We start from the raw sequence: 17,111 nt of genomic DNA, 5'->3' as shown, positions 1-17,111 counted from the left end.
CGGCGAGGCTGCCGGCGCGGGCGGCCGGGCGGGGGACGGGCATCATCGTAGGCGGGGCCCCGGGCACCGGGACGGGCCGTAGCATGACAGGACCACGATGGGGGAGGCCCATGTCAGACAACACACAGCAGCCCGCGGACGGGGCCGCGTCGCACGATCCGTGGGCTCCGCCGGACAGCAGGGTGCCGTTGGACAAGCCGACCGGTGATCCGCGGAAGGTGCCGCTGGGCAAGCCGACCGGGGAATCCCGGCCGCCGGCCGCGCACGACCAGCCGACGGTCACCTCGATGCCGGGAGCCGCCGACGGGCCCGTACCGGCCGCGCCGGCCACCGGCCCCGCCGCGCCGGCCGGGTCCGCGCCGGGCTCGGGCGCCGGGTTCGGGGCGGGCTCGGGCGCCGGGTTCGGGGCGGGCTCGGGCGCCGGGTTCGGGGCGGGCTCGGGCGCCGGGTTCGGGGCGGTACCACCTCCGCCGATCGCGCCGAACGGGCCCGGGCAGCAGATCCCGCCCACGGTGGGGCAGTACGGCTACCCCGCCGCGGCGGCCCCGCAGTACGGGTACGGGTACCCGGGGTACACCGGCTACCCCCAGGTGGCCTGGGGCACCCCTCCACCGGCCAACGGCATGGGCACGGCGGCCATGGTGCTCGGCATCCTGGCCATCTGTCTGATCTGCTTGTACGGGATACCGAGCATCGTTCTGGGCACGCTCGCCCTGATCTTCGGTGTCCTGGGCCGCAAGCGGGTGCGGAGGGGCGAGGCCGACAACAACGGCCAGGCGCTCGCCGGGATCATCATGGGGTCCGTCGGCATCGCCCTCGGCACGGCGATCATCGCCTTCTTCATCTGGGCGTTCGCCACCCATGCCGAGGAGTTCGAGGACGAGTCCACCTACGACGATCCCTTCGCCACGTCACTGGTCGTCGACGTCGCGCGGTAGCCGGGGGCAGGACGGGGCACGACCTCAGCCGGACGGGCCGCGCATCGGCCCGTCCGGCGTCCGCGCCCCGGCCGTCGTTCCTTTGCAGCCCCTCGGCCCGTCCGCCCTCCTGCCCGGCTGCCGACCGGCCCGCTTCCTCGCCTTCCCCGTTCCTCTCCGCCTTCCCCGTTCCTCCTCGCCGCCGTCGCGCCGACGATCCGGCCCGGCCCGTCCGGCGCGCGGGCCGGCTCACCCCGCGCGCAGCGCCGCCCGCGCGTCCATCAGCGCGAACCCCAGCAGATTCAGCCCCCGCCAGGTCTCCGGGTCCCGGGCGCGCGGATCGTCAGCCGCCAGCCCGATGCCCCAGATCCGGTCCAGGGGGCTCGCCTCGACGAGCACCCGCTCCCCCGTATCGACCAGGAACTTCCGCAGCTGCGGATCGTGCCCGAACTTGTGGACGTTGCCCGCCACCACCAGGGCGTACCGCTCACGCTCCCACAGCGCCTCGTCGAAACCGCGGACCAGCCGGCCCACCTTCTTCGCCTGCGCCGGGCCCTTCGCCGTCACGGCCCGCTCCTCGGCCTCCGCGTCACCGAACAGCCGTGCCTTGGCGGCCATCATCCAGTGCTCCGCCGTCGCGTACCGCACACCGTCGACCTCGAACGGCGACGGCCACCACTGACTCAGGCAGCTCGCGCCGACGCGCCCGTCGGGCAACGGGCGGTGCCCCCAGAAGTGCAGGTACTTCACCTTCTCGCCGCGCCGGGTCCGCGCCAGGAGATCGTCCATGTGTCCCATGGCATGCGAGTCTGGCATCCGCCACTGACACTCCGTCCCGTTAATTTCGCGTCCACGCGACACATGGTCGAAGGATTCCGTTGCGTAACCAAAAGGCAACAACGGAATCACTTGTTGGGCTTCAGTGCCTCTGCCAGGATCGGCACTCAAATCGAGAAGGAGCTACGCCGCCCGCTTTCTGCGCACGCGGCGGAGGAGAGCGTCATGGGCAACAGCATCCAGGTGCGCGACCGGTTCGCGGACGGCGCACAGTACATCGGCGGAAAGCTGCGGCCCGGCACATCGGGACGCAGCCACGACGTGGTGGACCCGGCCACGGGCGAGACGGTGTACACCTACGAACTGGCGGGCACCGCCGACGTCGACGCGGCCGTCGCGGCCGCCCGCGAGGCGTTCCCCGGCTGGTCGGGCGCGACGCCCGCCGAACGGGCCGAGGTGATGCACCGCTTCGCCGCCGTGCTCGCCGAGCAGGCCGACGACTTCGCGTACGTCGAGTCCCTCCAGTGCGGCAAGCCGATCAAGCTGTCCACCGAGTTCGACGTGCCCGGCACCATCGACAACACCTCCTTCTTCGCGGGCGCCGCCCGCCACCTGGAGGGCAAGTCGGCGGCCGAGTACGACGGCGACCACACCTCGTACGTACGCCGTGAGGCGATCGGCGTCATCGGCTCCGTCGCGCCCTGGAACTACCCGCTCCAGATGGCCGCGTGGAAGGTCCTCCCGGCGATCGCCGCGGGCAACACCATCGTGCTCAAGCCCGCCGAGATCACCCCGCTGACCTCACTGATGTTCGCGCAGGCGGCCACCGAGGCGGGCATTCCGGACGGCGTGATCAACATCGTCACCGGTGCGGGGAAGGAAGCGGGCGAGCACCTCGTCGGCCACCCCGACGTCGTCATGACCTCCTTCACCGGGTCCACCGCCGTCGGCAAGCGGGTCGCGCAGATCGCCACCTCCACCGTCAAGCGGCTCCACCTCGAACTCGGTGGCAAGGCCCCCTTCGTGGTCTTCGACGACGCCGACCCGGAGGCCGCGGCCAACGGTGCGGTCGCCGGGGCGCTCATCAACACCGGCCAGGACTGCACCGCCGCCACCCGCGCCTACGTCCAGCGCCCGCTGTACGACGCCTTCGTGCGCCGTGTCGCGGAGCTGATGGAGACCGTCCGGCTCGGCGACCCGTTCGACCCGTCCACCGACCTCGGCCCGCTGATCAGTCACATCCAGCGGGACCGGGTCGCCGGGTTCGTCGACCGCGCCCGCGCGTACGCCACCGTCGTCACCGGCGGCGAGGCCCCCGGCGGTGACCTCGCGGACGGCGCCTACTACCGGCCGACCCTGATCACCGGCGCCGCCCAGGACAGCGAGATCGTCCAGTCGGAGATCTTCGGCCCGGTCCTGGTCGTGCTGCCCTTCGACACCGACGACGAGGGCATCCGCCTCGCCAACGACACCCCGTACGGACTCGCCGCCTCCGCCTGGAGCCGCGACCTGTACCGGGCGAACCGCGCCACCCGCGAGATCAAGGCGGGCTGCGTATGGGTCAACGACCACATCCCGATCATCAGCGAGATGCCGCACGGCGGGTACAAGGCCAGCGGCTTCGGCAAGGACATGTCGTCGTACTCCTTCGAGGAGTACACGCAGATCAAGCACGTCATGTACGACAACACCGCGGTCGCCCGCAAGGACTGGCACCGCACGATCTTCGGAGACCGATAGCCCGGCCGGCCCCGGCCTCACCCATCCGAAAGGGCAACGCGTATGGAGCATTACCCGCCCGAGCGCCTCTCCGCGGCCCAAGTGGCCGCGATGCGGCGCAGCATGACCGGCGGCCGGGGCGCCCTGGCCCGCCGGTCGCTGCTCCGCGCCTCCGGCCTGGGGGCGCTCACGATCGGCGGACTGGGCATGCTGAGCGCGTGCGGCATCCCGCCCGCGAAGCGGGACGGGGACGCCGCCGAGGCGTCCGACGACCACTCGGCCGAGGAGAAGCAGGTGAACTTCTCCAACTGGACCGAGTACATGGACGTCACCGACGACGGCAAGCACCGGCCCACCCTGGAGGCGTTCACGAAACGCACCGGGATCCGGGTCAAGTACACCGAGGACATCAACGACAACGTCGAGTTCTTCGGGAAGGTCAAGCCGCAGCTGGCGGCCGGCCAGGACACCGGACGCGACATCATCTGCGTCACCGACTGGCTGGCCGCCCGCGTCGTCCGGCTCGGCTGGGCGCAGCGCCTCGACGCGTCGAACCTGCCGCACGCCTACGCGAATCTCTCCGCCCAGTTCCGCTCTCCGGACTGGGACCCGGGCCGCGCCCACTCCTACCCGTGGGCGGGCATCCCCGCCGTCATCGCCTACAACGCGAAGGCGACCGGGGGCCGCAAGGTCGACTCCGTCACCCAACTGCTCGACGACCCGAAGCTGAAGGGACGGGTCAGCTTCCTCTCGGAGATGCGCGACTCCATCGGCCTGACCCTGCTCGACATGGGCAAGGACCCCCGGTCGTTCACCGACGCCGACTACGACGCCGCGATCGGCCGGATCCAGAAGGCCGTCGATCGGGGGCAGATCCGGCGCTTCACCGGCAACGACTACACGGCCGACCTCGACAAGGGCGACATCGCCGCCTGCGTCGCCTGGGCCGGGGACATCATCCAGCTCCAGGCGGGCAATCCGGACATCAAGTACGCCATCCCGGCCGCCGGTTACGTCATATCCAGCGACAACCTGCTCGTCCCGGTGAACGCCCGGCACAAGACCAACGCCGAGAAGCTCATCGATTACTACTACGAGCCGAAGGTCGCCGCCCGGCTCGCCGCGTACATCAACTTCGTCTGCCCGGTCGACGGGGTCCGCGACGAGCTGGCGAAGATCGACAAGGCGATGGCCGACAACGTCCTGATCCTCCCGGACGAGGAGATGGCCGCCAGGTCGCACGCCTTCCGCTCGCTCAGCGCGCAGGAGGAGACGGCGTACGAGGAGAAGTTCGCCAAGCTCATCGGAGCCTGACCGCTCCTGCCGGAGCCCGGCCGCTTCCCTCGGCGTTCCGGCCGTACGCGTCGGTGCTCCGGCCGTCCTCGCCGGTGACCACGTCCACCGGCTCCCGGCCGTCCCCACCGCCGCACGACCCCCTTTTGACCGAATCTCCCCTGAACACCACTGGGACCTGACACCACTGGGACCGCGACCCATGACACAGCAGCAGACAGGCGGCGATGTCCGCCTCACCGGGATCAGCAAGACGTACGGCTCCTTCACCGCCGTCAAACCGCTCGACCTGACCGTCCCGCAGGGTTCCTTCTTCGCGCTCCTCGGCGCGTCCGGCTGCGGCAAGACCACCACCCTGCGCATGATCGCGGGCCTGGAGGAGGCGACCACCGGCACGATCCTGCTCGGCGACCGGGACATCACCGACCTGCCCCCGTACAAGCGGCCCGTCAACACGGTCTTCCAGAGCTACGCGCTCTTCCCGCACCTCGACATCGCCGAGAACATCGCCTTCGGCCTGCGCCGGCGCGGCATCAAGTCGGTGAAGAAGCAGGTCGCCGACATGCTGGACCTCGTCCAGCTCGGGGACTTCGCCAAGCGCAGGCCGCACCAGCTCTCCGGCGGCCAGCAGCAGCGCGTCGCCGTCGCCCGCGCCCTGATCAACCACCCGCAGGTGCTGCTCCTCGACGAGCCGCTCGGCGCCCTCGACCTCAAGCTGCGCCGCCAGATGCAGCTGGAGCTCAAGCGCATCCAGACCGAGGTCGGCATCACCTTCATCCACGTCACCCACGACCAGGAGGAGGCCATGACCATGGCCGACACCGTCGCGGTGATGAACGCGGGCCGGGTCGAGCAACTCGGCGCCCCCGCCGATCTGTACGAGAACCCGAGGACGACGTTCGTCGCCAACTTCCTCGGCAGCTCCAACCTCATCGAGGCCGAGATCGTCGCCGTGGGCGCGGAGGGCGGCGATGTCGTCGTGACGGCCGGCGGCGGCAAGCTGCGACTGCCCCGGGAGCGATGTACGGCTCCGCTCGTGAACGGCGGCAGGCTGCTGCTCGGCGTGCGCCCGGAGAAGATCTCGGTCGTCCCCGCCGACGAGGCGGACGCGATAGCCGACGGCCGTAACCGGGTCACCGGCCGGATCACCGACTCCAGCTTCATCGGGGTCTCCACCCAGTACATGGTGGACAGCCCGGCGGGCACGGGGCTCCAGGTGTACGAGCAGAACATCGAGCGGCGCGCCGGACTCACGGACGGCACCGAGGTCGTCCTGCACTGGAACCCCGCGCACACGTTCGGGCTCGACGCCGACCAGGACATCGACGCCGGTGTGGAGACGGTGGAGGACGCGGCGTGACCGTCACCGAGGAGGCGCCCCCCGCCGCGCCCGTCACCGAACCGGAGATCCGCAAGGTCTCCGCCCGCAGACGCCTCGTCCCGTACTGGCTGCTGCTCCCCGGCATCCTGTGGCTCGTCGTGTTCTTCGCGCTGCCGCTCGTCTACCAGGCGTCGACGTCCGTGCAGACCGGGTCCCTCGAGAAGGGCTTCGAGGTCACCTGGCACTTCCAGACGTACTGGGACGCGCTGAAGGAGTACTACCCGCAGTTCGTCCGGTCCCTGCTCTACGCGGGCACCGCCACCCTCCTGTGCCTGCTGCTCGGCTACCCGCTCGCGTACCTCATCGCGTTCAAGGCCGGACGCTGGCGCAACGTCGTCCTCGTCCTGGTCATCGCACCGTTCTTCACCAGCTTCCTGATCCGCACGCTGGCCTGGAAGACGATCCTGGCGGACGGCGGCGCGGTCGTCGACGTACTGAACACCCTGCACGTCCTGGACGTCACCAGCTGGCTCGGCTGGACCGAGTCGGACCGGGTGCTGGCCACGCCGATGGCCGTGGTCTGCGGTCTCACGTACAACTTCCTGCCGTTCATGATCCTGCCGCTCTACACCTCGCTGGAACGGATCGACGGCAGGCTGCACGAGGCGGCCGGCGACCTGTACGCCACCCCCGCCACCACCTTCCGCAAGGTGACCTTCCCGCTCTCCATGCCGGGCGTCGTCTCCGGAACGCTGCTGACCTTCATCCCGGCCAGCGGCGACTATGTCAACGCGGAACTGCTCGGCTCCACCGACACCAAGATGGTCGGCAGCGTCATCCAGACGCAGTTCCTGCGCGTCCTCGACTACCCGACGGCGGCCGCGCTCTCCTTCATCCTCATGGCGGTCGTCCTGATCACGGTCACCGTCTACATCCGCCGCTCCGGGACGGAGGACCTGGTCTGATGCCCGTACTGCGCTGGATCCGACGGAACCTCGTCGTCATCGCGGGTCTGCTGACCCTCGCGTACATGATCCTTCCGAACGTCGTCGTCATGGTGTTCTCGTTCAACAAGCCGAAGGGGCGCTTCAACTACGCCTGGCAGCAGTTCTCCACGGACGCCTGGAAGGACCCGTGCGGAGTCGCCGACATGTGCGGCTCGCTGTCGCTGTCCCTCCAGATCGCCGCCTGGGCCACGCTCGGGGCGACCGCCCTGGGCACCATGATCGCGTTCGCCCTGGTCCGCTACCGCTTCCGGGCGCGCGGCGCGATCAACTCGCTGATCTTCCTGCCGATGGCGATGCCCGAGGTCGTCATGGCCGCCTCGCTGCTCACGCTCTTCCTCAACATGGGGGCGCAGCTCGGCTTCTGGACCGTCCTCATCGCGCACATCATGTTCTGCCTGAGCTTCGTGGTGACGGCGGTGAAGGCGCGGGTGATGTCGATGGACCCGCGGCTGGAGGAGGCGGCCCGCGACCTGTACGCGGGGCCCGTGCAGACCTTCCTGCGCGTGACGCTGCCGATCGCCGCCCCCGGGATCGCGGCGGGAGCGCTGCTCGCCTTCGCGCTCTCCTTCGACGATTTCATCATCACCAATTTCAACGCGGGCTCGACCGTGACCTTCCCCATGTTCGTCTGGGGATCGGCGCAACGCGGCACGCCCGTGCAGATCAACGTCATCGGAACGGCCATGTTCGTCATCGCCGTCCTGGTGGTCGTCGCCGGCCAGCTCATCGCGAACCGGCGGAGGAACAGCGCCCGCTGACGTCCGACGGACGGCGAACGCGGGCGCGCTACGGAAAGCCCCGAAGGAGTTGGAAACCATGGCCCCAGAAGCCATGCGTACCGCTGCATCATCACTCTCACTCTCCGACACGAGCCCGGTACCGTTCTGGCTGGACGACCCCGGCAGGCCCGAGGCGCTGCCCGCGCTCACCGGTGACGAGCACTGCGACCTCCTCGTCGTCGGCGGCGGCTACAGCGGCCTGTGGACCGCGCTGATCGCCAAGGAACGCGACCCGGCGCGGGACGTGGTCCTGATCGAGGGTCGCGAGGTGGGCTGGGCCGCCTCGGGGCGCAACGGCGGATTCTGCGCCGCCTCCCTGACGCACGGCCTGCCCAACGGCCTGGAGCGCTGGCCCGACGAGATCGAGAAGCTGGAGGACCTGGGCGCGCGGAATCTCGACGCCATCGAGGAGGCCGTCGCCCGGTACACCATCGACTGCGAATTCGAGCGCACGGGCGAGATCGATATCGCCACGCAGCCGCACCAGCTGGAGGAACTCCGCACCTGGCACGAGGAGGCCGAGCGGCAGGGCTTCACCGGGCTGGAGTTCCTGGACCGCGACGCGGTGCGCGCCGAGGTCGACTCGCCCACGTTCCTGGGCGGGCTGTGGGACCGGCGCGGGGTCGCCATGCTGAACCCCGCCAAGCTGGTCTGGGGCCTGAAGCGGGCCTGTCTCGGGCTGGGCGTGCGGATGTACGAGAACACTCCCGGCCTCTCACTGGCCGGGGCCGGCGGGGGAATGACCGTCCGTACCCGGCACGGGAGGGTGTTCGCCCGGCACGTGGCCCTCGGCACGAACGTCTTCCCGTCGCTGGTCAGGCGCGTGCGCCCGTACACCGTCCCGGTCTACGACTACGCGCTGATGACCGAACCGCTCAGCGCCGGACAGCTCGAATCGATCGGCTGGCAAAACCGGCAGGGGCTGGCGGACAGCGCCAACCAGTTCCACTACTTCCGGCTGTCGGCGGACAACCGGATCCTGTGGGGCGGCTACGACATGATCTATCCGTACGGCGGTCGGCTGAGCGCCGCCCTCGACCAGCGTCCGGAGACCTTCCACAAGCTCGCGGACCAGTTCTTCGAGTGCTTCCCGCAACTGGCCGGGATCCGCTTCACCCACGCCTGGGGCGGGGCGATCGACACCTGTTCCCGCTTCTCCGCGTTCTTCGGCACCGCCCACCGGGGGAGGGTCGCCTACGCCGCCGGGTACACCGGGCTCGGCGTGGGGGCCACCCGGTTCGGGGCCGAGGTGACGCTCGACCTGCTGGCGGGTGCGCGCAACGAGCGGACCGACCTGGAGATGGTACGCAGCAAGCCGATGCCGTTCCCGCCGGAGCCCTTCGCCTGGGCCGGGATCGAACTCACCAAGAGGTCCCTGGCCAGGGCGGACGCCAACGGCGGGCGCCGCAACCTGTGGCTGCGGACCATGGACCGGCTGGGGCTCGGCTTCGACAGCTGAACGCCGACGCGCGAGCCGGTCGCCCCGTGAACGGGGTCCGGCGGACAGGCCGACGCACGAACCGGTCGCTCCACGAGCGGACCGAACGGCGAACGGGCTGCTCGGTGGTGTGACCCGGATCACTGTCACTGGGCGGTCAACTCGCGTAATGGAACGGCGTCACCCCTCTCTCCCCGTGTGGACGCACCGGCGACACGGAGCCGGTCGATGCGGAACGGAGGGCCGGTCATGGCTGGCGCGGGGGTCGGGGCAGCGGTCAAGTGGCTCGTGTCGGTGGCGCCCGACCCGGACGCCTGTCGGTGGGTGTGGGAGCGCGATCCCAGGGGGGTCGCGCTCCTTCCCGCAGGCAGGCGCTGGGACGTGCTGATTCTTCCCGGGGAGCTGGGGCATCCCACGTTCGACGTGCTCACCCGTCTCGTCGACCGGCCGGGGCCGGTCCTCTGCGACTTCGGCGACGCCCGCACGGGCTTCTTCGTGCCGCCGGGCACCGTCGACGGCTGGATCGGCACCGGGGTGCGCGGTGCGGGCCGGGGCACCTGGATCGTCGTGCCGCATCCGGGCCGACGGGTCGTCGGCGCAGTGCGCTGGCTGATTCCGCCGGACGGTTCGGGAACGCTCAACGACGCGGCACTCCTCGAACTCGCCATGCACGAAGCGGCGGCCGTCAGGGCCGAGAGAGGCCGGAGATGACATAACGTCAGGAAGTGGGCGGTGGCGCTGCGGGGAAGTGCCAGTCACGGGCGACGCGCGGGCTGATGACGTGGTCGGTCAACTGGGACCGCTTCGACAACGGGGAGCTCTCGAAGAACTTCGACACCTGTTTCGGCCGCCCCCGCGCCCGGCGCGGCGCCCAGGCCCTCCGGAGCCCGTCCCGCGCCCGGCGCGGCCCCCCGGGGCCGACGGCAGGAGCAGCAGCCCGGACAGGAACCAACTGCCCAGCACGTCCAGCGGCCAGTGGTAGCCGCGCAGCACCAGACCGATGCCCGTCCCCGTGGTCAGCACGACGGCGGCGACGGGCATCATCCATGTCCGCAGCGCGCCCCGCACGCCCGCCGGGTCCCGCGTGTCCTCTGTGCCCCGCGCTCCCCGCAGGCACCGCGCGGCGAGCAGCGCCGCCGCGCCGTACGCCACCGCGGCCGTCGCCGCGTGGCCGGAGGGGTAGTAGCCGGTGGCCGCGGTCAGCGGCCCGGGGCGGGCGATCCAGTGCTTCAACGGGACGATCAGCAGCGGCACCGCGGCCATGGCGAGTGCCGCGTACAAGGCTCCGCGTCGCTCCCCGCGCAGCAGCGCCCACACGATCGCGCACCCCAGCACGGGGAGCGCGACCTGCGTGTTGCCGAGATCGGCGAGGAATTCGGTCAGCGGGGCGGGGCCGTGTCCGACGACGGCCCGGGCGGCCCGCTCGTCCGCCCCGCGCAGCGGCCCGTCGGTTGCGACCTGCCAGGTGACGAGCGCGAAGAGGGCCAGAAGACCCGAGGCCAGGAAAACGAGAAGGGCCGGCCGTCCCGGAACAGGGGGGGAGGTTCCGGGACGGCCGGCCGGACCGGTGTACCGCGCGCCCCGGGGGGTCTGGGGCGAGCGGTCATCCGATCGGTGAGGAGTTCCGGAGCCGAAGGCTCCAGTGGTGTGCGCGAAGGCACGGCCGGGACGGTGCCGGGAAAGCTCCGGCCCGGCGTCGCCCGCAGTCCCCTGCGGGCGGGGTGTTTCTCTCATCTGCCGAAACCGTACGGCAGCCGGAGGGGGACCGACAGCCGGAATCGGATCCCGCCATCGGCCCCGCACACGTTCTTCACAGCCCTCACGAGGCCCCCGGACCGTCCCCGCGCGCAGGGCCGCGGACCGGGCCGGGGGTCGCACGGGTCAGATGCTTCCGAAGCTCTGTTCGAGGATGTCGAGCGCCTCGTTCAGCAGGTCCTCGCCGATGACCAGCGGCGGCAGGAAGCGCAGGACGTTGCCGTACGTGCCGCAGGTGAGGACCAGAACGCCCTCCGCGTGGCACGCCTTGGCCAGCTTCGCGGCGGCCTCCGGGTTCGGGTCCTTCGAACCGGACTTCACCAGCTCGATCGCGATCATGGCGCCGCGACCGCGGATGTCGCCGATGACGTCGCCGTTCGGCAGCTTCGCCTGCATCTCGGCGAGCCGGCCCTTCATGATCTCCTCGATGCGCTTCGCCTTCCCGTTCAGGTCCAGCTCGCGCATCGTCTCGATGGCGCCGATCGCACCGGCGCAGGCCACCGGGTTGCCGCCGTAGGTGCCGCCGAGGCCGCCGGCGTGCGCGGCGTCCATGATCTCGGCGCGGCCGGTCACGGCGGACAGCGGCAGACCGCCCGCGATGCCCTTGGCGGTGGTGATCAGGTCCGGGACGATGCCCTCGTCCTCGCAGGCGAACCACTGGCCGGTACGGCAGAAGCCGGACTGGATCTCGTCCGCGACGAAGACGATGCCGTTGTCCTTGGCGAACTGCGCGATCGCCGGGAGGAAGCCCTTGGCCGGCTCGATGAACCCGCCCTCGCCGAGCACCGGCTCGATGATGATCGCGGCGACGTTCTGCGCGCCGATCTGCTTGGTGATCTGGTCGATGGCCTGGGCGGACGCCTCGGCCCCGGCGTTCTCGGCACCGGTCGGCCAGCGGTAGCCGTACGCCACCGGCACCCGGTAGACCTCGGGCGCGAACGGGCCGAAGCCCTGCTTGTACGGCATGTTCTTGGCGGTCAGCGCCATCGTCAGGTTCGTGCGGCCGTGGTAGCCGTGGTCGAAGACGACGACCGCGGGGCGCTTGGTGTACGCGCGGGCGATCTTGACGGCGTTCTCGACGGCCTCGGCGCCCGAGTTGAACAGCGCGGACTTCTTGGCGTGGTCACCGGGCGTCAGCTCGGCGAGCCGCTCGCAGACCTCGACGTAGCCCTCGTACGGCGTGACCATGAAACAGGTGTGGGTGAAGTCGGCGAGCTGGGCGGACGCGCGGCGTACGACGGCCTCGGCGGAGGCGCCCACCGACGTGACGGCGATGCCGGAACCGAGGTCGATCAGACGGTTGCCGTCCACGTCCTCGATGATCCCGCCGTCGGCGCGCGCGGCGAACACCGGCAGGGTGGAGCCCACGCCTGCGGCCACCGTCGCGGTACGGCGGGCCTGAAGCTCCACCGACTTCGGGCCGGGAATGGCGGTGACGAGGCGGCGCTCCTGCGGAAGAGAGGTCATGCGGGGCTCCTGTGGGGTGTTTGGGACGCTTCTCTGCCTGCAGGCTAGGGGCGTGACCGGACGTCCGGCATGTTCCGTTCGGGAGTGGTGGCCGCGCGGCGTTGTCCGTCGCGGACATAGCACGCACGGGGACAGGGTCCCGGGACGCCGGAACATCGCCCGTACGGCCGCCGTCCGGGAGCCCCGCCGCAACCGCCGTGCGCGCCGGGCGGCGCGCGGGGCGGACGTTGCCGGGAGGGGCACTAGATTGACCGGGGCAGCGGACGGACCCGGCCGGTCAGGGGGGCAACGGTTCATGAAGAGCGACGACGTGCAGGGCGCGCGGGGCGTGGGCGGTGACGTGCACGGTGCGCGGGACGAGGACGCGCCGGAACGGGCGCACATCGCTCCCGGCGCGTCCCGGCATCCGGTGCCGCGCCCGGCCGGACCGCCGCCCGCCGTCCCGCCCAGGCCCGCGGGGCCGCCCCCGGCCGCGCCGCCGATGCCCGCGGGACCTCCCCCCGCCGGGCCGTCGGTCGCCGAGTGGCTGAACACCCTGCGCCCCGCCGCCGCGCCGGGCATCTGGCGGTACGGATACGTGCCGCGCCCCGCCGAGAAGCCGCCCCGGCCCTCCCTGCTGGGGCCGTTGATCACCCTGGGCCTCTGGCTGCTGGTCTGGGCGCTGCTCGCGGACTTCCGCATCCCGTACGTCAAGGTGCCCCTGGTGGCGCTCACGCCGGGGGACTGGTGGGTGTTCGAGACGCTGCGGGCGGGCTACGTCCCGGCCGCCGCGTACAGCGTGGAGACGCTCTACTACCAGGCGCTGGTGCTGCTCGCCGGGCTCTGGGCCGCTCGCGTCGGGCACTGGTCCGGGCTCTTGCGTCACTGGGCGGGAGCGAACACGGACCGGGCCCGGCTGTGGATCTCGGGCCTCGGGGCCCTGTTCGCCCTGTGGCTGGTCTGGAACGGCACGGTGCCCCTGCTGGACGTCGTCTTCTACCTCATCCCGCAGAGCTGGCTGCAGGGCGGCGGCAGCGCGTATCTGGCGGCGCTGGTCGCCTACGGGGCGTACGCCCTGGTCGTCGCCGCGGTCGTATGGCCCTTCGCCCGGGCCGGACGCTGGCAGGCCGCGTTCCGCGCCCGGTCGGCGCGCCGCGCGGCCACGCGTCCGGCGGGCGACCGCCCGGCAGCCGCCTCTGCGGCGGCCGTCCCACCGGCGACCGGGCAGGGCCCGTCGCCCGTCTTTGGAACGGACGCCGCTCAGTGGCCCGCGCTGCGCGCCGCGGGGCTCACCGCCGCGGCGGACGTGCTCGCCTCGGCCGTGCGCGCCGGACGCCTCAACGACGTGGACTGCGTGCGCGTCCAGCACGCCTGGACGCGGGCCCGGTCCCGTCACGACGGCCCGGCGTCCTTCGACGAGACGGTGGTGCGCCGGGGCGCCGACGCCTTCCTGCACCCCTCGGGCCGCCGCGACCTCCCCCTGCGCGCCGCCCGCCACGACCTGCTGACCGGACAGGTCCGCATCGGCGGCTGCGCGGACGACGAACGCAACCCCTACGCGCGCCGCGGCTCGGGCGTCGCCCTGGACCCCGCCGTGCTGGGGACGTCCCTGCTGGCGGTCGGCCCGCCCGGAGCGGGCAAGACGACGGGGCTGGTGCGCCCCGTCGTGGAGACGCTGGCCCTCCAGGCACTGACGGGCGAGGCGGCGGTGCTCGCCGTCGGCGCCGCGGGCACGCCCCTGGGCCCCGACGACGCGTACGACGTCGTCGTCAGGATCGGCGACCCCTCGTCCGTCCACGACTTCGACCTGTACGGCGGATCGACCGATCCCGACGAGGCCGCGGCCACCCTCGCGGAAGGGCTGGCCGGAGACGTTCCCGAGCTGGACGGACGGCGCGCGGCCCTGGCGCTGGGGCAGTTGCTCGGCCCCTACCGGACGGTCCACGGACACTTCCCGCCCGTCCCCGAACTGCGGGAACTGCTCGCGGGGGACGAGACGGCCCTCGGCGGACTGCGGCGCGCGCTGGAGGCGGGGGGTCATGCCGCGATGCTCCGCGAGCTCGATGCCCGGATCCGGCAGGCGGGCGCCGGGGGAGACCCCGCGTCAGTGCTCGCCGACCGCGTCGCCCTCCTCGACCGGCCCGCGTTCGCCGGGTTCTTCGCGACCGGGGAGGACGCCCGGCCCTTCTCCCTCCGTGCCCTCGGACAGCATCCGCTCAGGGTCCGGATCGACCTCCCCGAACGCGCCCACGCCGCAGCGTCCAGGGTGCTGGCCCGCCTCGTCCTCGCGCAGTTCAACGCGATGGCCGAGACCCGGGCCGACCGGTCGGTCTTCGCCTGTCTGGTGCTGGACGACGCGACCCACACCATCACCGCCCGGACCGTCCAGGGGCTCAGGGGTCTCAGGCCGCTGAACGCCGGTGCGGTGCTCGCGCTGCGCACCATCGACGACGTTCCCGAGGGCCTGCACGCGTCCCTGCTGGGCGCGGTGGGCTGCGGGATGATCTTCTCGGGCGTCACCACGTGGGACGGGAAGCGGTTCGCGGAGACCTGGGGCAAGGAATGGGTCTCGGTCCGCGAGGTGGCCCAGCACGGGGTCTTCGCCGACCAGCCGTTCACCCGGGCCATGCACGCGCTGCGCAAGCTCGCCACCGGCAAGGCGGTCACCGTCGACGCCGTGACCGTGCGGCAGGTGGAACGCGAACGCTGGTCCGCCTCCGCGCTCGCCTACGAACTGCCCCCGGGGCACGCGGTCCTCTCCCTGACGACGGTCGACGGCGAGCACGCGCCGCCCCTGCTGGTGCGGCTGGGCGACTGACCGAAGGCGTACAGAGCCCGAGCGAAGGCGCACGGGGCGGCCCCGGTCCGTGCGCGGGATCGTGCTGGTGCGGCCGAGCCGTCGCGGCGGACTGCGCCGTCCTGGCAGAATTGAGTGCGGCCGTTCGTACGGGACGGCGAAGAACGACTGCCCGAGGTCCCACGGTCCCCATGACCCCCACTCTCGCCTCGCTCGTCCAGCACTCGGCGCTCAGACTCAGGGTGCGTGCGGGGGCGGGCCGGCTCGACGTGCCCGTCCGCTGGGCCCACGCCAGCGAGCTGCCCGACCCGGTCCCGTACATGGAGGGCGGCGAGTTCCTGCTCGTCACCGCCACCAACCTGGACGCCGAGAACCCCGAGGCGATGCGGCGGTACGTGCGGCGGCTGGCCGGGGCCGGGGTCGTCGGCCTGGGCTTCGCCGTCGGCGTCAACTACGACGAGGTGCCCCGGGCCCTGATCGACGCAGCCGAGGAGGCGGGCCTCCCGCTGCTCGAAGTGCCGCGCCGCACCCCGTTCATCGCCATCGCCAAGGCCGTCTCCTCGGCGATCGCCGCCGAGCAGTACCGGGCGGTGACGGCCGGGTTCGCCGCCCAGCGGGAGCTGACGAAGGCCGCGCTGTCGGGCGACGGCCCCGGTGAACTCCTCGCCCGGCTCGCCGCGCACGTCGACGGCTGGGCCGCGCTCTACGACACCTCGGGCGCCGTCGTCGCCGCGGCCCCCGAGTGGGCAGCCCGCCGGGCCGCCCGGCTCACGCCCGACGTGGAGCGGCTGCGCGAACGCCCCGCCCCGGCCAGTGTGGTCGTCGGCAGTACCGACGACCGGGTCGAGCTCCAGACCCTGGGCACCGGCCGCCGGGTCCGGGGCGCGCTGGCCGTCGGCACCGGCGCGGCACTGGGCACCGCCGAGCGGTACGCCGTGCACTCCGCGGTCGCCCTGCTGACCCTCACCACCGCCCGCTCCCGCTCCCTCCAGGGCGCCGAGCAGAGGCTGGGCGCGGCGGTGCTGCGGATGCTGCTCGCCGGCCTGCCGGACCACGCCAGGGCCGTCGCCGGGGATCTGCACGGCGAGCTGCTCGACGCCCCGTTCCGGCTGCTCATCGCCGAGGCGGACGGCCCCCGCGCGCCGGTGGCGCTGGGCGAGGCGCTGGAGGCCGCGGCCTTCCGGACCGGCGAGGCGCTGCTGGCGGTGCCCGAGGGCGGACGGCTCGTCGTCCTCGCCGCGGACGGGGGAGCGGTGGTCGCCGCCTGCACGGCATATGCGCGGGCCCAGGAGGCCAGGGAGCCCCGTGAGGCGCGACCGACGCGCGAACCGGCGACGACGGAGGACGACCGGGTGGTCGTGGGCCTCTCCGCACCGGCGGGCCCCACCACCGTCCCGGCCGCGTACAAACAGGCCGAGCAGGCCCTGTCGGTGGCCCGGCGCCGGGGCAGGGCGCTGGTGGAGCACGAGGAACTGGTGGCCGGCTCCGTGCTGCCGCTGCTGGCGGACGACGCCGTACGCGCCTTCGCCGACGGAATGCTCAGGGCCCTGCGGGAGCACGACGCGAAGGGACGCGGCGACCTGGTCGCCTCGCTGCGCGCCTGGCTCTCCCACCACGGCCAGTGGGACGCCGCCGCGGCGGACCTGGGCGTGCACCGCCACACCCTGCGCTACCGGATGCGCCGGGTGGAGGAGATCCTCGGCCGCTCGTTGGACGACCCGGACGTGCGGATGGAGCTGTGGCTGGCGCTGAAGGCCACGAGCACCCCGCCGGGCCACGGGACGTCGAAGCACGAGGCATAGCGTCGGCGTCCGGCCCGCCCGCCGCCCCTCCCCGGGCCCGCCGACGTCCACGGCGCGCCC

Annotated in this window: 13 protein-coding genes; 10 read left to right on the top strand and 3 right to left on the bottom strand. The window is 72.3% G+C overall.

What is annotated here, in order from left to right:
* The first annotated feature begins 110 nt into the window (after positions 1 to 110).
* A complete protein-coding gene (locus ACGF2V_RS15960; RefSeq protein ID WP_362707977.1) occupies positions 111 to 938 on the top strand; it encodes a DUF4190 domain-containing protein in 828 nt (275 codons plus the stop codon).
* Positions 939 to 1,166: 228 nt separating this feature from the next.
* Here the strand turns inward: ACGF2V_RS15960 and ACGF2V_RS15955 are convergent, their stop codons facing one another.
* Positions 1,167 to 1,706, bottom strand: coding sequence for an NADAR family protein (locus ACGF2V_RS15955; protein ID WP_362618691.1), 540 nt, complete (start codon positions 1,704 to 1,706; stop codon positions 1,167 to 1,169).
* A gap of 213 nt (positions 1,707 to 1,919) precedes the next feature.
* Between ACGF2V_RS15955 and ACGF2V_RS15950 the strand changes: the two genes are divergently transcribed.
* From ACGF2V_RS15950 to ACGF2V_RS15920, 7 genes are all read left to right on the top strand, one after another.
* Positions 1,920 to 3,434 (top strand): gamma-aminobutyraldehyde dehydrogenase, encoded by a 1,515-nt coding sequence (locus tag ACGF2V_RS15950; protein ID WP_362618689.1) that lies wholly within the window; start codon positions 1,920 to 1,922, stop codon positions 3,432 to 3,434.
* 42 nt (positions 3,435 to 3,476) lie between these two features.
* Entirely contained in the window at positions 3,477 to 4,727 is a 1,251-nt protein-coding gene (locus ACGF2V_RS15945) for a spermidine/putrescine ABC transporter substrate-binding protein (protein ID WP_362618688.1), read from the top strand.
* A gap of 181 nt (positions 4,728 to 4,908) precedes the next feature.
* Entirely contained in the window at positions 4,909 to 6,066 is a 1,158-nt protein-coding gene (locus tag ACGF2V_RS15940; protein WP_362618687.1) for an ABC transporter ATP-binding protein, read from the top strand.
* Positions 6,063 to 6,992, top strand: a complete 930-nt coding sequence (locus ACGF2V_RS15935) for an ABC transporter permease (RefSeq protein WP_362618685.1) — start codon at positions 6,063 to 6,065, stop codon at positions 6,990 to 6,992. Before ACGF2V_RS15940 ends, ACGF2V_RS15935 begins: the two co-directional genes overlap by 4 nt.
* Positions 6,992 to 7,792: an ABC transporter permease gene (locus ACGF2V_RS15930; RefSeq protein WP_362618683.1), complete on the top strand. Its 801-nt coding sequence runs from the start codon at positions 6,992 to 6,994 to the stop codon at positions 7,790 to 7,792. The genes ACGF2V_RS15935 and ACGF2V_RS15930 overlap by 1 nt, the downstream gene beginning before the upstream one ends.
* Positions 7,793 to 7,850: 58 nt before the next feature.
* Complete coding sequence (locus ACGF2V_RS15925) at positions 7,851 to 9,272, top strand: FAD-dependent oxidoreductase (protein WP_362707980.1); 1,422 nt, start codon at positions 7,851 to 7,853, stop codon at positions 9,270 to 9,272.
* Positions 9,273 to 9,500: 228 nt separating this feature from the next.
* Complete coding sequence (locus tag ACGF2V_RS15920; RefSeq protein WP_362618680.1) at positions 9,501 to 9,962, top strand: hypothetical protein; 462 nt, start codon at positions 9,501 to 9,503, stop codon at positions 9,960 to 9,962.
* Between the two features lie 78 nt (positions 9,963 to 10,040).
* On the opposite strand, the gene ACGF2V_RS15915 is transcribed toward ACGF2V_RS15920, so the two are convergent.
* Entirely contained in the window at positions 10,041 to 10,985 is a 945-nt protein-coding gene (locus tag ACGF2V_RS15915) for a phosphatase PAP2 family protein (RefSeq protein ID WP_362707983.1), read from the bottom strand.
* A gap of 147 nt (positions 10,986 to 11,132) precedes the next feature.
* The gene (gene gabT, locus ACGF2V_RS15910; protein WP_362618675.1) at positions 11,133 to 12,473 is read right to left on the bottom strand and encodes a 4-aminobutyrate--2-oxoglutarate transaminase; all 1,341 of its coding nucleotides are present in this window, start codon (positions 12,471 to 12,473) and stop codon (positions 11,133 to 11,135) included.
* 295 nt (positions 12,474 to 12,768) lie between these two features.
* Here gabT and ACGF2V_RS15905 point away from each other — a divergent pair, with 295 nt between their 5' ends.
* Both ACGF2V_RS15905 and ACGF2V_RS15900 read left to right on the top strand, forming a co-directional pair.
* Positions 12,769 to 15,270 carry an ATP/GTP-binding protein gene (locus tag ACGF2V_RS15905; protein ID WP_362618674.1) on the top strand — a complete coding sequence of 834 codons (2,502 nt, stop codon included), beginning with the start codon at positions 12,769 to 12,771 and terminating at the stop codon, positions 15,268 to 15,270.
* A 170-nt stretch (positions 15,271 to 15,440) separates the two neighbouring features.
* Positions 15,441 to 17,051, top strand: coding sequence for a PucR family transcriptional regulator (locus ACGF2V_RS15900; protein ID WP_362707986.1), 1,611 nt, complete (start codon positions 15,441 to 15,443; stop codon positions 17,049 to 17,051).
* Positions 17,052 to 17,111: the final 60 nt, after the last annotated feature.

It is taken from the genome of Streptomyces sp. NPDC047982 (assembly GCF_043204165.1).
GTDB lineage: Bacteria > Actinomycetota > Actinomycetes > Streptomycetales > Streptomycetaceae > Streptomyces.
This window is presented reverse-complemented; position numbering and strand designations above follow the sequence as displayed.

Excerpts from the sequence above, each read along its gene's own strand:
- ACGF2V_RS15915 (WP_362707983.1), bottom strand. The coding sequence starts at position 10,985 with ATGAGAGAAACACCCCGCCCGCAGGGGACTGCGGGCGACGCCGGGCCG.
- ACGF2V_RS15920 (WP_362618680.1), top strand. The coding sequence starts at position 9,501 with ATGGCTGGCGCGGGGGTCGGGGCAGCGGTCAAGTGGCTCGTGTCGGTG.
- ACGF2V_RS15960 (WP_362707977.1), top strand. The coding sequence starts at position 111 with ATGTCAGACAACACACAGCAGCCCGCGGACGGGGCCGCGTCGCACGAT.
- ACGF2V_RS15925 (WP_362707980.1), top strand. The coding sequence starts at position 7,851 with ATGGCCCCAGAAGCCATGCGTACCGCTGCATCATCACTCTCACTCTCC.
- ACGF2V_RS15930 (WP_362618683.1), top strand. The coding sequence starts at position 6,992 with ATGCCCGTACTGCGCTGGATCCGACGGAACCTCGTCGTCATCGCGGGT.
- ACGF2V_RS15950 (WP_362618689.1), top strand. The coding sequence starts at position 1,920 with ATGGGCAACAGCATCCAGGTGCGCGACCGGTTCGCGGACGGCGCACAG.
- ACGF2V_RS15900 (WP_362707986.1), top strand. The coding sequence starts at position 15,441 with ATGACCCCCACTCTCGCCTCGCTCGTCCAGCACTCGGCGCTCAGACTC.
- gabT (WP_362618675.1), bottom strand. The coding sequence starts at position 12,473 with ATGACCTCTCTTCCGCAGGAGCGCCGCCTCGTCACCGCCATTCCCGGC.
- ACGF2V_RS15955 (WP_362618691.1), bottom strand. The coding sequence starts at position 1,706 with ATGGACGATCTCCTGGCGCGGACCCGGCGCGGCGAGAAGGTGAAGTAC.
- ACGF2V_RS15940 (WP_362618687.1), top strand. The coding sequence starts at position 4,909 with ATGACACAGCAGCAGACAGGCGGCGATGTCCGCCTCACCGGGATCAGC.
- ACGF2V_RS15905 (WP_362618674.1), top strand. The coding sequence starts at position 12,769 with ATGAAGAGCGACGACGTGCAGGGCGCGCGGGGCGTGGGCGGTGACGTG.
- ACGF2V_RS15945 (WP_362618688.1), top strand. The coding sequence starts at position 3,477 with ATGGAGCATTACCCGCCCGAGCGCCTCTCCGCGGCCCAAGTGGCCGCG.